Source organism: Halorubrum sodomense, assembly GCF_900111935.1.
GTDB lineage: Archaea > Halobacteriota > Halobacteria > Halobacteriales > Haloferacaceae > Halorubrum > Halorubrum sodomense.
Genome location: NZ_FOYN01000001.1, coordinates 763,964 through 777,896 on the forward strand (window position 1 = coordinate 763,964; position 13,933 = coordinate 777,896).

The window sequence follows — 13,933 nt, forward strand, 5'->3', positions numbered from 1 at the left end:
AAACCCCGTTCGGGGGACCGTCCGTACGGGGGGTATGGTCGAGAAGACGAGTCGAAGCGAGGACGCGAACGGGCCGCGGTCGGCCGACGGTCGCCGGTTCGAGGTGTTCGTCCGCGAGGCGGAGTCGGACCCGCTCCGCCACGTCGGCACGGTCGCCGCGCCGACGCCGGACGTCGCCCACGAAGAGGCGAGCAAGCTCTTCGCGTGGTACGCCCGCGACGTGTGGGTGTGCCCGGCCGCCGAGGTGTCCCGATACTCCGCGGCGTCGCTCGCTGACCAGGAGGACGGGGCGGACGCGGACGCCGAGGACGCCGACGAGCCGCGCGTCTACGAGGAGACCGAGGGGACGCCGACGGTCTCCTGCGGCGGGAGGCCAGTCGACGACGACGGAGAGGGTGCCGGGGAGCCGCCCGCGGAGGGATCGCGATGATCTCCGTCAGCAAGCTGCTGTGCGGGCTCGACGCCGAGAGCGACGGACTCCGCTACGACGCGGCCGACGGCTCGAAGGAGCCGCAGATCACCGAGGAGAAACAGCGGCGGCCGGTCGTCGTCTGGAACGCCACGAAGCGGTGTAACCTCTACTGCGAGCACTGCTACGCCGGCGCCGACGCTGACGGCGCCCCGAACGAGCTCTCGACGGCGGAGGGGAAGGCGCTCGTCGACGACCTCGCCGAGTTCGGCGTCCCGGTCCTGTTGTTCTCCGGCGGCGAGCCCCTCGTCCGCGAGGACCTCGCGGAGCTGATCGCGTACGCCGACGAGAGCGGGATCCGCCCGGTGCTCTCGACGAACGGGACGCTCCTCACCCGCGACCGGGCCCGAGAGCTGAAGCAGGCGGGGCTCAAGTACGCCGGCGTCTCCGTCGACGGCCTCCCCGAGCGCAACGACCGCATCCGCGGCGAGGAGGGCGCGTTCGACGCCGCGGTCCGGGGGATCGAGGCCTGCCTCGACGTCGGGCTCAAGACGGGGCTCCGGTACACGATTACCGAGCACAACGTCGACGACCTCGCGGGCGTCGTCGACCTGCTCGTCGACGTCGGCGTCGACCGCTTCTGCTTTTACCACCTCGACTACGGCGGCCGCGGCGCCGACATCTCGAACGTCGACCTCTCGCCCGAGGCGACCCGGCAAGCGGTGGCCGACCTCTGTGACCTCACCCGCGAGTACCACGAGCGGGGCGAGGAGATAGAGACGCTGCTCGTCGGCAACTACGCCGACGCCGGTCACCTCGTCGAGTACGCGGACCGCGAGATGGGGACCGACCGCGCCCGGCTCATCTACCGGTACCTCGAACGCAACGGCGGCGACCCCACCGGCGAGCGCGTCGCCGACGTCGACCCCGTCGGCAACGTCCACCTCACGCAGTTCTGGCAGGGGTACTCGCCCGGCAACGTCCGCGACCGCTCGTTCGGCGCGATCTGGACCGACGAGTCGAACCCGCTCCTCGCCGGGCTCCGCGAGCGGGAGGAGCGCCTCTCCGGCCGCTGCGCCGACTGCGCGTATCAATCGATCTGCCGGGGCGGCTCGCGGCTCCGCGCGCTCTCGGCGCACGGCGACCCGTTCGCGCCCGACCCGAAGTGCTACCTCACGGCGGCGGAGCGCGCCGGCGAGGAGGCGCTTTCGCGGATCGACGCGGGGGACCGGTCCGCGCCCGCCGACGACTGAATCGCTTTCGGGCCCGGTCCTTATTCCCCGTTTCCGTCGGTGTCCGGTCCACCTCCCGTCCCGTACTTCGCGGAGAAGCGCTCCGCGGGCACCTCCCCGCGGGCGACGCCGATCGCGTCGCGCACGAGCTCGACGGTGGCGTCGTCTCGCACCGGCTCGACGGCCGGCGGGTCGTCGTCGGTCATGACCGGACGGAGGAGGTCGCGCCCCCTCGGCGTCCCGCTTTACCGGTCCACCGCTTCAAAGGCTCTCACCGCTCGGCGCCGTCAAAGACGTCCGTCACCAGCTTCGCCTGCGCGGTGCGGAGCCGCTGTGAGAGCGCGGACTTGCTGATACCGAGCTCGTCGGCGAGCTCGCTCAGGCGCACGTCGCGGTCGTCGTCGAAGTAGCCGCGGACGACCGCGAGCTCGAGCCCGCGGCGCTGCTTCGGCGTCAGCGCGGAGAGGTCGAAGGTGACCTGCTCGGTCGCGTCCGGCCCCTCGACGACCGCGAGTCGGACGAGGCGAACCCGGTCGACGACCCCGCGAAGCTCTTCGACGAGCCGGCGGACCGCGCCCCGGTCGTCGACGTACGCGGTGACGAGGATCGTCCCGTCCTCGACGCGCTGGAAGTGCGGGACGCAGCCGAGGCCCCCGAACGCGTGACAGAGGCAGTCGGCGTCGACCTCGCCGGTTCCGCGGCGCACGTCGCCGTCCGGCGTCGTCACGTCGACGACGCACTCGTCGCCGACCGCGTTGACCGCGACCTCGGTGGCCTCGTCGGCCTCGGAGACGATCGGACAGCCGCGGTCGCCGGTCGGATCGACGTCGAGGTCGACCCGCAGGCGACGGTCCACCTCGGCGCCGGCGGCGTCGGACATGTCAGTCGCTACGGACGGCGTCGGTTTTACTTTTCGGCGGATTCCCGCGATCCGGCGCGGCGGTCCGGGTCGGTTTCGAAAAAGTGAGTGAGAGAACGCGACCGCGTCGTCGGATTAGTCCTCGGACTCGGGGGCGGCCTCCTCGGCCGCGGGCTCGTCGGCTGTACCGCCCGACTCGGCCTCCTCGCCCTCCTCGGAGCGTGCGGCGACGAGGGCGCCGCTGGCGACGCTGTACATCGGCTCGTCGGCCGAGCGCACGCCGCTGATCGAGAACGGAATGTTCGCGTCCGCGAGGTGGTCGGCGAACAGGTCCTCGAAGCCGTTCGGGCTGGAGGTGCCGCCGGTGACGACGACGGGCACGTCGAGCCCCTCCTCGACGTCCTCCTCGTCCACCTCGCGGGTGATGTTCTCGATGACGTAGTCGAGCAGGTTCTCGTAGTAGATGGCGAGCGCGCCCTCGACGCCGCCCACGTCGGTGCGGAAGTCGAGTTCGAAGTCGTCCTCCTTGATGCTCGTCACCTTGTCGACGGGCGTGCCGGTCGCCTGCGAGGTCTGCTCGTCGATCCAGTCGCCCCCGCGGGCGATGGAGAACTTCATGACGGGGACCGCGTAGTAGGCGAGACAGACGTTCGTCATCCCCGCGCCGAAGGAGATCCCGAGGCCGGTGAAGTTGTTGTCGGCCAGCTCCGAGTAGATGACCGCCATCCCCTCGTTGATCGGCTCGGGATCGTACCCCATGTCTCCGAGCATCGATTCGAGCGTCTTTTCGTGGTACAGGGTCGTGAGCCCGGAGTCGATCGGGTCCGCGGGACTGGAGTAGAACAGCCGCTCGTTCGGCTTCGAGGGCTCGCCGACCACCTGCTCGGTAATGAGCTTGATCATCGGGATCGCGGACGCCTCCTCGCTGGAGAGGATGCCGTGCTGCATCGGCCGGCGGGTCTCCTTGTTGAAGATGTTCGCGAAGTTCAGGGCGTCGTCGCCGACGACGTACACCTTGTCGTCCTTTCGGATGTGGAGGACCTCGCTGCGCGAGAGCATCTGCTCGGCCATGTCGCTGTACTCGATCTCGACGAACGAGTTCCGCTGCTGTACGAACACCGTCTCCGCGCCCTCCTGCCGCCCGGAGAGGATGTTCATCGTCCCGACGTCTAGGCCTTTAGCCATGAACCAGTGTTTCATTTCGCAGGTGATAAACGTTCGTGGCAGGCCGGGCGCGGCCGCCTGCGTGGCCGGGGAGGTGTTCGGGACGCGGCGATCGCGGCGAGGCGCTCCCGGGCCGACCGATCCCGCACCGTTTATTTCTCGGCGGCGGAAGTACGGGGACGACGTGCGAGACACGCTCCGCGGTATCGTCGACCTCGCTCGCCTCGGCAACTGCGTCGCCGCCGGGGCCCTCACGGCGACCGGCGCGTTCGTCGCGGGCGCGAGCGGCGCCGCCGTCCCGACCGCGCTCGCGGCCGCGACGACCGTCTTCGCGGTCGCCGCGGGCAACGCGATCAACGACTACTTCGACCGTCAAGTCGACGCGGTCAACCGCCCGGACCGCCCCATCCCCCGCGGCGCGGTGTCGCCCCGGGGCGCGCTCGCGACCGCCGCCGTCTGGTTCGCGGTCGCGGTCGCGGTCGCGGTCCGCCTCCCGGCGTTAGCGATCGGCATCGCCGCGGTGAACCTCGTCGCGCTCGTCACCTACACGAGCCTCTTCAAAGGGACGCCCGGGCTCGGCAACGCCCTGGTCGCCTACCTCGTCGGCTCGACGTTCCTGTTCGGCGGCGCCGCCGTCGGAAACCCCCGCGCCGTCCTCGTCCTCGCCGCGCTCGCCGGGCTCTCGACGTTCACCCGCGAGGTGATCAAAGACGTCGAGGACGTGGCCGGCGACCGAGAGGAGGGCCTCGCGACCCTCCCGATCGCGGTCGGCGAGCGCCGCGCGCTGCGGATCGGTGCGGCCGCGCTGGTCGTCGCCGTGGGCGTCAGCCCGCTGCCGTACTTCTCCGGAACGCTCGGCGCGGCGTACCTCGCGGTCGTCGTCGTCGCCGACGCGGTGATGCTGTACGCGACCTACGAGAGCGTCGCCGACCCCGGCGCCGCACAGCGCCGCTTCAAGTACGGCACGTTCCTCGCGGCGGCGGCGTTCGTCGTCGGCCGCGTCGCGGTGGTCGTGTGAGCCGAACTGCGCGGCCGCTCGCGGACGAAGACCAACACGAAAACCGGTCGCGGTGCGAAACGATGCTCGACGGCGGACGGTCAGGTGACGGTCACGCGACGTTGAAACCCTTGTCGCGGAGGAAATCCTCCACGCGACCCGAGTGGTTCCCCTGGAGCTCGATGGCGCCGTCCTCGACGGTGCCCCCGCAGGCGAACTTGGACTTGAGATCCGACGAGAGGGAACTCATGTCCACGTCTTTCGGATCGAATCCTTCGATGACCGTTACCTCCTTACCGTACCTGCGCTCGTCGATGCGGATGCTGATCTGCTGGGACTCCTTCGCGACGTCTTCGCAGACGCAGAGTTCCTGGGGCAGTCCGCACGTCGAGCAGACTTCCGACATTACAGCCCGAATCTACAAGACGCCCGTATTAAATAGTGTCGGGTAACCCCCCGATCAGCGGACGAATCGCCCGATAAGCGGCACGCGTTCGAGCGCGAGCCGCCGCACCGCTCTGCGCGCCGCGTCGGCCTCGGCGCGGGTCACCGACCCGGCGTACGCGGCGTGCTCGTACGCCGTCGCGACGGTCTCGACGCGCTCGTCCGCGCCGAGCGTCCGGATCGCGTCGACGTAGTTCCGCGGCGTCTCCCCCGGCCGCCGCTCGCGGTAGCGCCCGGCGAGCAGTCGTTCGAGGTCCGCGAACGCCCGCTCGGCGTCCGCGATCGGACCGCGCCGCCGCCGCGGGAGCAGCGGTCCGACCCGTCGACTCGCTCGACCCGTGAGTCCGGTTCGGCGGGCGCCAGCGACGCCGAGCGCGGCAACGAGCAGCCAGTAGACGGCCGTCTTCGGGTCCGGTATCGATCCGAGCGCACCGTCGTCGTTCCCGCCAGCGGTCGACCCCGCGGTGGCGCTCGCGCCGGCCGGCGGCACCGTCCCCGTCTGCTCGCCGCCGAAGCGAGCGATATCGACGGGGCCGACCGCGCCGGTGCCGGTCGCGTTCCCCGCCGTCGAGTTGCTCGCCCCCGTGTCCCCGTCGGCCGAACCCGCGTCGGCCTCGGGCTCGTTCGGAGCGGGCTCCGGCGTCCGGTCGGGCGCGGAGGCCTCGGTGTCGACGTTCTCCGCGCCCTCGGCGCGCGCCTCCGCGAGCCGGGTCTCTCGGACCTCGTCGCGGGGGCCCGACGGGGTCGGATCGAACGCCACCCAGCCGTGGTCCGGCACGTAGATCGACACCCACGCGTGGGCGTTCTGTCCGCGCACGACGTACTCGTCCTCGCTAACCTGCTCGCCGGACGTGTAGCCCGTCTCGAACCGGGTCGGGATCCCCTGCGAGCGGAGCATCGCCGCCATCGTCGTCGCGAAGTACACGCAGTAGCCGGCGTCCATCTCGAACAGGAACGCGTCGGCCACGTCACCCTCGGGCCGCTCGACGGTCAGCGAGTACTCGTACTCCGATCGCAGGTACGACTCGATCGCGGCCGCCTGTTCGTACGGCGAGTCGGCGTTCGCCGCCGCGACGATCTCCTCCGTCCGCTCCCCGACCCGATCGGGGGTGCTCTCGGGCAGCTGGGTGTACCGCTCCTCGATCACCGCCGGGTAGTCGGTGCTCGCGTTCCGGAGCGTCGCCGGACCGGCGTCGAGGACGCGGCTCGTCACCGTTACGCTCTCGCCCGGTTCGAGCGGCTCCGCGAGCCGGAGGCTGCCGCGCTCGTCGACCTCGACCGCTCCCGCGCCGTCGACCGAGACCGCCTTCCAGGGCGCCGGCAGCGCCGTCGACTCGGTCTCCGCGGTGATCGTCACGTCGACCGCCTCCGCCTCTCCCGGCGGGCCCGGCAGCGTGCCGTTCACCGCGGACCGCTCGCCGGTCCTGACCCAACCGTCGCCGGTGTAGGTGTCGTACGCCCCCGTGTGCCAGTTCCGCTCGACCGGGCTCTCGATCGTGTACCGAACCGTCGGGGAGAGCCGCGTCGTCCCGACGACGGCCAGCTCGTCGTCGCCGCTCAGGCTCGACTCCAGGGTCGGCGTCCCGCGGTCGAGCCCCAGCGGCTCCGCGGCGCCCGCCGGGATCACGGTGACGGTCGCGCTCGCGACGACCATCGCCGCGACCACCAGCGCGAACGTCCCGGCGTGGCCGCGGCGTCGGCTCGGCGTCGACAGCGTCGAGAGCCCGATCGCGAGCGCGATGCCGACGACCCCGGCGACCGCGGCGCCGGTCTCGGCGTCGCCGGTGAGCACGAGGAAGCCGAGGGTTCCGCCGGCGACCGCCGCGGCCGCGACGTGGCGCCCGCGCCCGACGAAATAGCCGACGAGGAACGTCGGCACCGGCGCCACCGCGAGCACCCAGACGTCCGCGAGCGCCAGCCGCAGCACGGACAGTCCGGTCGACAGCGCGAGGAGGTCCAAGGTGACGCTCCGGAGGGTGAACAGCGCTCGCTGGCTCTCGGGGATCGCGAGGAAGTACCCCGCGAGCCCCGCCGCGAACAGCAGTCCGGCCAGCCACAGCGCGGTCCGCTCGCCGACGGCCCGCGCCAGCGCGACCCCGCCGAGTCCCGCGACCGCGACGACGGCCGCGGTCCGCCCCGTCCCGCCGACGACGTTCGTCACCTGAAAGAACACGGCGAGGTACGCCGCGGCCACGACCGCGACGCCGATCACCGCCGGGTCGGCCGTCCGCCCGTCGCTTCGGTCCGACCCGCTCCCGGCCGACTCGCTCCGGGAGAGGCGCCCCCGAACGGCCGACTCGCGACTCACGGCGACGCCACCTCCCGGCGGTCGGTCGATCCGTCCGGTCGGCTCGACTGCGGGCCGTCGGTCGCGGTGCGCTCCTCGTCGGCCTCGCGGCGCAGGTCCGCGAACGAGACCGAGCGGTCCCCCGTTCGGAACCGGGCGCCGTCCGCCGCGGCGACGATCGTCACGTCGGCCTCGTCGTCGGTCACCGCCCCCGGACCGGTCCGGGCCGCGAGTTCGAGCACCTCGCGCCGGCCGCGTCCGCCCGGCGCCGCCGAGACGCGACCGCCGGGCAGTCGCACGTCGACGGGGACGCCGTCGTCGAGCAGCGCCAGCGCGAGGCTCGCGGTCGCCCGCGCGAGCTCGTCGGCAGCGGCCGCGTTCGCGGAGCGTCCGGGGGTCGAGTCGTCGCCGCGATCGACGGCGCCGAGCGAGCCGGCTCCGCGCCCGTCGTCGCGACCGCCGACCGGTCCGTCCCCGCCGCCGCGAACCTCCGTTCCGCCCGCGATCGTCACCCGGTTCCGGACGGTCTCGGCCGCGAACTCCTTGACGACGATCTCGTCGCGCTTGGCGGTCGTCGCCCAGTGGACGTCGCGGACCGCGTCGCCGCGGGTGTACTCGCGGAGGCGGTCGAACTCCTCGCGTTGGCGGCTCACGTCGACCGCGTCGGCCGCGTACAGCTCGCGGCGGAACCGCGTCGGGACCGGGTCGCGGGGCGGGTACACGGTCACCGCCGCGGTCTCGTCGACGACCAGCTCGCGCTCGAAGAGCCCGAACACGTCGGTGACGGTGAGCTCGACCGGGCCGAGCGTCCGCTCGCCGCGCTGGCGGTACGTGACGCGGTACGAGACCGGCTCCGTGCCCACAGACGCCCGGATCGGCGCCGCCGGGCCGTCGAGCCCCTCGTCGACACGGACGCGCACGTCGGCGAGAAACGACTGCGAGGCAGCCTCGTCGCCCCGCGCCGCCTCGGGTCCGAACGCCAAGCGGACCTCTCGCGTCTCTCCGGCGAACCCGTCGGCGGGCGTCACGTGGCGGACCGCGGGCACCTCGACGCGCGACACCTGGACGTAGCCGGCCGCGAGCGCGATGGCGACCGGGAGCACGACCGCGTCGAGCGCGCGCCCGCCGGCGGCGAGCGCGCTGGCGGCCGCGACGAGGCCGACGACGCCGGCGACGCGCCCCCGGCGGGTGAGTGCCGGCGTCATCCTGACCTGAGTGGGGTCGGCGTCACCGTCATCATTCCACCCGGATTCGGTCGAGCGCGTCGTCGACGATGTCCGCGCCGTCGGTCCCGCCCGATTCGGTCCGGATCCGGTGTGAGAGCACGGTCGGCGCCTCGGCCTGGACGTCGTCTGGGATCACGTAGCTGCGACCTTCGAGCGCGGCGCGGGCCTGCGACGCCCTGACGAGCGCGAGGCTTCCGCGCGGGCTCGCCCCGAGCCGGGCGTTCCGACGGGTGTACACCGCGAGGCGAGCCACGTAGTTCCGGACCGCCTCCGAGGTCTCGATCTCCCCGACGATCCGGCGGGCCCGCCGGACGTCCGCGATCGTCGCCACGGGCTCGACCGCGTCGACCGGGTGATCGCCGGCGAGGCGCCCGAGGATCGCGGCCTCCTCTTCGGTGTCCGGGTAGCCGAGCCGGATCTTCTTCGTGAAGCGGTCGACCTCCGCGACCGGGAGCTCGTACGTCTGTCCGGGCTCCACGTCGTTCTGGGTCGCGATGACGCAGAACGGGTCGGGGAGGTCGCGGGTCGTCCCGTCGGTGGTCACCTGGTTCTCCTCCATCGCCTCCAACAGCGCCGACTGCGTCTTCGGCGGGGCGCGGTTGATCTCGTCGCCGAGGACGACGTTCGCGAACACCGGACCGGGCTGGAAGTCGAACTCGTCGGTCCGGCGGTTGAAGACGTTGACGCCGGTGACGTCGGAGGGTAAGAGGTCGGGGGTGAACTGGACGCGCTTGAACGAGCCGTCGATCGACCGCGCGACCGACTTCGCGAGCGTCGTCTTCCCGACGCCCGGCACGTCCTCGACGAGGAGGTGGCCGCGCGCCAGCACGGTGACGAGGACGTGTTCGACGGCGTCGCGCTTGCCGACGATCACCTCCTCGACCTCGCTCACGATCCGGTCCGCGAGCGCGGCGACGTCGGCGGGGGTCTCGGGGGCGCTCGCCGCGGCGGCACCGGCCGCCGCGCCAGCGCGCTCGCCGCCGGTCGATTCCGCCTCGGCGTCCGCCGACTCCGCGGGACCGGTCCCAATCGGTCCCGGCTCTCCGGGGTCCGTCATGTTCGGTCGGCCTCGCCGGGGTCGGCTTCCCGTCCGGAGACGACCGTGCGAATGCTCCCCGTGATCATCGATATACCCCGGCTAAGGCGAGCAACGGCATATGCGTTCCGCCGCCGGCCGTCCGCTCGTCGCGGCCGATTTCGGCCCCTCGGCCTCCTCCGGACGGGCCCGCGATCCCCGACGGAGTCCCGAGTTTCGGGGCGCCCGAGTTTTCAAACTCCCCGGGGTTTCAGGCCACCTGAGGTTTCAGCGCACCCGAGGCTTCGGGCCGCCCGGGGTCCCCGGCCCGACTACGGCTCCCTGACGTTCCGCCCGACCGGATCGCCGAACGACGCGGCCCCGGTCGCCGGGTCGCGCTCGTAGACGACCTCGCCGCGGACGAGCGTGACCTCGGGGAAGATACCTCGAAGCCCCTCGAAGGGGGTCCACGCGCAGGCGCTGTGGAGCGCGGCGGCCTCCACCTCGCGCGGGTCGGCGGTGTTGACGAGGACGAGGTCGGCGTCGTACCCCTCGGCGACCCGTCCCTTCCGGTCGAGGCCGAATATCTCGGCCGGGTTCGCGGCGACGACGTCGCGGACGCGTTTGAGCGACAGTTCGCCCTTCCGGGCCGATTCGAGCAGGAGCGGGTACAGCGTCTCGACGCCCGGAACGCCGCTCGGCGCGTCGACGAGCCCCTCCCGCTTCTCCGCGACCGTGTGGGGCGCGTGGTCGGTCGCGACCACGTCGACCGCGCCCTCGGCGAGCCGGGCGAACAGCGCCTCCCGCCGCGACTCGGACCGGAGCGGCGGGTTCATCCGTCCGAACGTCCCCAGTGATCGCGCCCGCTCCCGGGAGAGGTAGAGGTGGTGCGGCGTCACCTCGCAGGTGACCCGCCGGGCGGCGGCGTCGGCTCCGTCGCCGTCGGCGTCGACCTCGTCCCCGTCCCCGTCGGCCGCCGTCGACTCGTCCTCCCGGGCCTCGACGACGGCGTCGACCGCCGCCGGCGTCGAGGTGTGCGCGACGTGGACCTGCGCGTCGCGGTCCGCGGCGGTCGCGATAGCGCGCTCGACGGCGGCGACCTCGGCGGCGGCGGTCCGGTAGGCGGACCACGCGTCGGCGGTCGCGGCCGTGCCGCCGCCGCCGAGGTCGCCGTCGAGCGCCGACTCGTCGAACAGCGTCGCGTCCTCGGCGTGGACGGTGACGGGGGCGTCGCGCGCCGCGGCCTCGTCGAGCGCGTCCGCGAACAGGTCGGCGTCGATCCCCATGTCGCCGGTCGAGTCCGCGAGGAACACCTCCCCCAGCGCGAACAGCGGGCGGTCGAAGAGGCTCTCCGGGTCCCAGTCGGGGGTGACGCCGCCGTTGATCCCGTAGTCGACGAGCGAGTCGGCCGCGAGGTCGGCCTTCTCGTCGAACGCCGCGCCGTCGACGGTAGGCGGCGAGGTGTTCGGCTGGTCGACGACGGTCGTGACGCCCCCCGCGGCCGCGCTCCGCGAGCCCGACGCCCACGTCTCCTTGTGGCTCCCGCCCGGCTCGCGGAAGTGGACGTGGACGTCGATCGCGCCGGGCAGGAGGTGCCGCCCGCCGGCCTCGATGACGCGCTCGCCGGCGTCGGCGCCGAGCCCCTCGCTGACCGCGGCGATCCGTCCGTCGTCGCCGATCCGCGCGTCCCGAACCCGGCCGTCGGCCAGCGTCGCGCCCGTGATGAGCATCGTTGTCGGCCGGTCGCGGCGCGCGGAATAAACGCTGGTGGTTCCCGGTCGCGAGATCGGCGGCCGTCGGCGGCGACGCGCTCCGAGCAACCACAAGACGTTTGTCGCCGGCGGGGGCTCTCCACCGCATGACGTTCCTTCTCCCCGCCCGCTCGGGAGTCGTCCCTCCGCTCCGGGGCTCGACCGCTTCTCTCGGGGTCCCCGCCGTCGCGGACGCGGTCGTCGGCTGGCTGTGGACGGTCGCGCTGTTCCTCTTCCCCGGCCTCGTCGCCGCCGGACTGTGCGCGCCGTGCCTCGCCGCCGAGCGCCTCCGGGCGCTGTTCGACGCGCTCCCGCCGGCGGGACGCGTCTTGCCCTCGTACCTCGGAGTGTCCGTGGGGCTCTCGGTCCCGTACGTCGCCGGCGTCGCGCTCACCGTCGCGTACGCCGGCGAGGCGGGTCCCGCCTGGAGCGAGGGGTTCCTCACGACGGCGCTGTTCGGCGCGGTCCTCGTCGCCCTCGTCGCGCCGGCGGTCGCCGTGATCGGCCTGCCGCGGCTCGGCGTCGACTGGGATCCGACGGGGTACGGCTACTCGACGTGGCTCCTCCTCGTCGGCGCCGGCCTGTGGTACGCGCTCGTCGCCGCCGTGCCGCTCGTCGCGCTCGCCGTCGGGATGGCGCTGCCGGGCGGGTACTGACGATTCAGTCACCGGTCGTCGATTCATAAATGGACGAGGCGGTCGGCGCGTGCCTCCGAGTGGCCGCCATCGGCGGCCGCGAGGAGCACGCGCGAGGGACGCCGCGAGCGACCGAAGGGAGCGAGCGGCAGCGAGGCGCGACGCGCCTCTGGCAGCCGGCGGCTTCGCCGCCGGCGACGAGGCTGGGGAGGTGAGAGGTGCGGTCGCGGTGCGGGACGGGGCGGGACTCAAAGGGGCAGTCGCGAGGACGGCGCAGGCGACGTAAGCACTGGAAGGAGCGAACGGAGTGAGCGACTGAAGCGCGCAACGAGCGTGCGCCGTCCTCGCGACTGGGGCTTTGGAGGTGTTCGCCGCCGATCAGCTGTCAACTATTTATAAGCGAGCGACTGGGGCTTCGGCAGTGTTCACTGCCGATCACCGAGTGCTAACTAAAAGAAGACGCTGTGAGACGTTACCGACGCTCCGATACGGTTTTGGGTCGCCCCGCGGAACCCCCGACAAATGCTGTCTCGACAGTTCGTCCGGGAGAACCCCGAGGTCGTCCGCGAGGCGCTCGCGAACAAGGGCGTCGACGTGGACCTCGACCGGATACTCGACGTCGACGAGGAGTGGCGGGAGCTGAAACAGCGCGGCGACGACCTGCGCCACGAGCGCAACGAGGTCTCCTCGACGATCGGCGAGCTGAAGGGGGCCGGCGAGGAGGAGGCGGCCCAGGAGGCCATCGAGCGCTCGCAGGAGCTCAAGTCGGAGCTTCAGGAGATCGAGGAGCGCGCCGACGAACTGGAGGCCGAACTGGAGGAGTCCTTACTCGAACTCCCCCAGATACCCCAGGACTCGGTCCCCGTGGGCGCGGACGAGTCGGAGAACGTCGAGGTGCGTCGCGAGGGGTTCGACGACCTCCGTGACGTCCCGGACGAGATCGAGCCGCACTACGACCTCGGCGAGGACCTCGAGATCCTCGACTTCGAGCGCGGTGCGAAGGTCGCGGGCGGCGGGTTCTACGTCGCGAAGGGCGACGGCGCCCGCCTCGAGCACGCGCTGATCCAGTTCATGCTCGACGTCCACCGCGAGCAGGGGTACGAGGACGTGTTCCCGCCGATCCCCGTCAACTCCGCGTCGATGCGCGGGACCGGCCAGCTCCCGAAGTTCACCGAGGACGCCTACCGCGTCGAGGGGTCGAACGAGGACGCGTACGACGACGACGACCTCTGGCTGCTCCCGACCGCGGAGGTGCCCGTCACGAACCTCCACCGCGACGAGATCCTCCTCGGCGAGGACCTCCCGCTGAAGTACCAGGCGTACACGCCGAACTTCCGGCAGGAGGCTGGCGAGCACGGCACCGAGACGCGCGGGATCGTCCGCGTCCACCAGTTCAACAAGGTGGAGATGGTGAACTTCGTTCGGCCCGAGGAGAGCGACGAGCGCTTCGAGGGGCTCGTCGACGAGGCCGAGGAGGTTCTCCGTCGGCTCGACCTCCCGTACCGCATCCTGGAGATGTGTACCGGCGATCTGGGGTTCACGCAGGCGAAGAAGTACGACGTCGAGGTGTGGGCGCCCGCCGACGACATGGACGAGGGGCCCGACGTGGGCGGCCGCTGGCTGGAGGTCTCCTCCGTCTCGAACTTCGAGGACTTCCAGTCGCGCCGCGCCGGCATCCGGTACCGCGAGGAGCACCACGAGTCCGCCGAGTACCTCCACACCCTGAACGGCTCGGGGCTCGCGGTGCCGCGGGTCGTCGTCGCCATCCTGGAGTACTACCAGAACGACGACGGCACCGTCACCGTCCCGGAGGCGCTGCGTCCGTACATGGGCGGGACGGAGGTCATCGAGGGCCACGACGCGGTCGGCGAGTCGAAGCTGGGCGAGGAATAGGGGTCGACTCGGCGGGGAAAC

At 72.2% G+C, this 13,933-nt stretch carries 13 protein-coding genes; 5 read left to right on the forward strand and 8 right to left on the reverse strand.

The genetic code is table 11. The features are described from left to right. The first annotated feature begins 34 nt into the window (after positions 1 to 34). Positions 35 to 430, forward strand: a complete 396-nt coding sequence (locus BM286_RS03930; protein ID WP_092920268.1) for an Htur_1727 family rSAM-partnered candidate RiPP — start codon at positions 35 to 37, stop codon at positions 428 to 430. After that, complete coding sequence (locus BM286_RS03935) at positions 427 to 1,662, forward strand: TIGR04347 family pseudo-SAM/SPASM protein (RefSeq protein WP_092920269.1); 1,236 nt, start codon at positions 427 to 429, stop codon at positions 1,660 to 1,662. Before BM286_RS03930 ends, BM286_RS03935 begins: the two co-directional genes overlap by 4 nt. A gap of 20 nt (positions 1,663 to 1,682) precedes the next feature. Here the strand turns inward: BM286_RS03935 and BM286_RS15450 are convergent, their stop codons facing one another. From BM286_RS15450 to BM286_RS03945, 3 genes are all read right to left on the reverse strand, one after another. Continuing rightward, positions 1,683 to 1,847: a hypothetical protein gene (locus BM286_RS15450; RefSeq protein WP_167603305.1), complete on the reverse strand. Its 165-nt coding sequence runs from the start codon at positions 1,845 to 1,847 to the stop codon at positions 1,683 to 1,685. A gap of 65 nt (positions 1,848 to 1,912) precedes the next feature. Next, a complete protein-coding gene (locus BM286_RS03940) occupies positions 1,913 to 2,521 on the reverse strand; it encodes a helix-turn-helix domain-containing protein (RefSeq protein ID WP_092920270.1) in 609 nt (202 codons plus the stop codon). A 114-nt stretch (positions 2,522 to 2,635) separates the two neighbouring features. Continuing rightward, positions 2,636 to 3,685, reverse strand: coding sequence for a disk-shape morphogenesis protein volactin (locus tag BM286_RS03945; protein WP_174548986.1), 1,050 nt, complete (start codon positions 3,683 to 3,685; stop codon positions 2,636 to 2,638). 163 nt (positions 3,686 to 3,848) lie between these two features. Here BM286_RS03945 and BM286_RS03950 point away from each other — a divergent pair, with 163 nt between their 5' ends. After that, positions 3,849 to 4,682, forward strand: coding sequence for a geranylgeranylglycerol-phosphate geranylgeranyltransferase (locus BM286_RS03950; protein ID WP_092920272.1), 834 nt, complete (start codon positions 3,849 to 3,851; stop codon positions 4,680 to 4,682). 91 nt (positions 4,683 to 4,773) lie between these two features. On the opposite strand, the gene yciH is transcribed toward BM286_RS03950, so the two are convergent. The 5 genes from yciH to BM286_RS03975 form a co-directional block, all read right to left on the reverse strand. Beyond that, complete coding sequence (yciH, locus tag BM286_RS03955) at positions 4,774 to 5,067, reverse strand: stress response translation initiation inhibitor YciH (protein WP_004046732.1); 294 nt, start codon at positions 5,065 to 5,067, stop codon at positions 4,774 to 4,776. Positions 5,068 to 5,121: 54 nt separating this feature from the next. Continuing rightward, positions 5,122 to 7,413, reverse strand: a complete 2,292-nt coding sequence (locus BM286_RS03960; RefSeq protein WP_092920273.1) for a transglutaminase TgpA family protein — start codon at positions 7,411 to 7,413, stop codon at positions 5,122 to 5,124. Beyond that, positions 7,410 to 8,597, reverse strand: a complete 1,188-nt coding sequence (locus tag BM286_RS03965; RefSeq protein WP_092920274.1) for a DUF58 domain-containing protein — start codon at positions 8,595 to 8,597, stop codon at positions 7,410 to 7,412. The genes BM286_RS03960 and BM286_RS03965 overlap by 4 nt, the downstream gene beginning before the upstream one ends. A 31-nt stretch (positions 8,598 to 8,628) precedes the next feature. After that, complete coding sequence (locus tag BM286_RS03970) at positions 8,629 to 9,675, reverse strand: AAA family ATPase (protein ID WP_092920275.1); 1,047 nt, start codon at positions 9,673 to 9,675, stop codon at positions 8,629 to 8,631. Between the two features lie 290 nt (positions 9,676 to 9,965). Beyond that, positions 9,966 to 11,363, reverse strand: a complete 1,398-nt coding sequence (locus BM286_RS03975; RefSeq protein ID WP_092920276.1) for a dihydroorotase — start codon at positions 11,361 to 11,363, stop codon at positions 9,966 to 9,968. Positions 11,364 to 11,491: 128 nt separating this feature from the next. Here BM286_RS03975 and BM286_RS03980 point away from each other — a divergent pair, with 128 nt between their 5' ends. Continuing rightward, entirely contained in the window at positions 11,492 to 12,040 is a 549-nt protein-coding gene (locus BM286_RS03980) for a hypothetical protein (RefSeq protein WP_092920277.1), read from the forward strand. Between the two features lie 501 nt (positions 12,041 to 12,541). Then, positions 12,542 to 13,912 (forward strand): serine--tRNA ligase, encoded by a 1,371-nt coding sequence (gene serS / locus BM286_RS03985; RefSeq protein ID WP_092920278.1) that lies wholly within the window; start codon positions 12,542 to 12,544, stop codon positions 13,910 to 13,912. The last annotated feature ends 21 nt before the right edge of the window (positions 13,913 to 13,933 follow it).

Bases quoted from the DNA above. Each gene is read 5' to 3' on its own strand.
- BM286_RS03930 (WP_092920268.1), top strand. From the start codon at position 35: ATGGTCGAGAAGACGAGTCGAAGCGAGGACGCGAACGGGCCGCGGTCG.
- BM286_RS03935 (WP_092920269.1), top strand. From the start codon at position 427: ATGATCTCCGTCAGCAAGCTGCTGTGCGGGCTCGACGCCGAGAGCGAC.
- BM286_RS15450 (WP_167603305.1), bottom strand. From the start codon at position 1,847: ATGACCGACGACGACCCGCCGGCCGTCGAGCCGGTGCGAGACGACGCC.
- BM286_RS03940 (WP_092920270.1), bottom strand. From the start codon at position 2,521: ATGTCCGACGCCGCCGGCGCCGAGGTGGACCGTCGCCTGCGGGTCGAC.
- BM286_RS03945 (WP_174548986.1), bottom strand. From the start codon at position 3,685: ATGGCTAAAGGCCTAGACGTCGGGACGATGAACATCCTCTCCGGGCGG.
- yciH (WP_004046732.1), bottom strand. From the start codon at position 5,067: ATGTCGGAAGTCTGCTCGACGTGCGGACTGCCCCAGGAACTCTGCGTC.
- BM286_RS03965 (WP_092920274.1), bottom strand. From the start codon at position 8,597: ATGACGCCGGCACTCACCCGCCGGGGGCGCGTCGCCGGCGTCGTCGGC.
- BM286_RS03970 (WP_092920275.1), bottom strand. From the start codon at position 9,675: ATGACGGACCCCGGAGAGCCGGGACCGATTGGGACCGGTCCCGCGGAG.
- BM286_RS03975 (WP_092920276.1), bottom strand. From the start codon at position 11,363: ATGCTCATCACGGGCGCGACGCTGGCCGACGGCCGGGTTCGGGACGCG.
- BM286_RS03980 (WP_092920277.1), top strand. From the start codon at position 11,492: ATGACGTTCCTTCTCCCCGCCCGCTCGGGAGTCGTCCCTCCGCTCCGG.
- serS (WP_092920278.1), top strand. From the start codon at position 12,542: ATGCTGTCTCGACAGTTCGTCCGGGAGAACCCCGAGGTCGTCCGCGAG.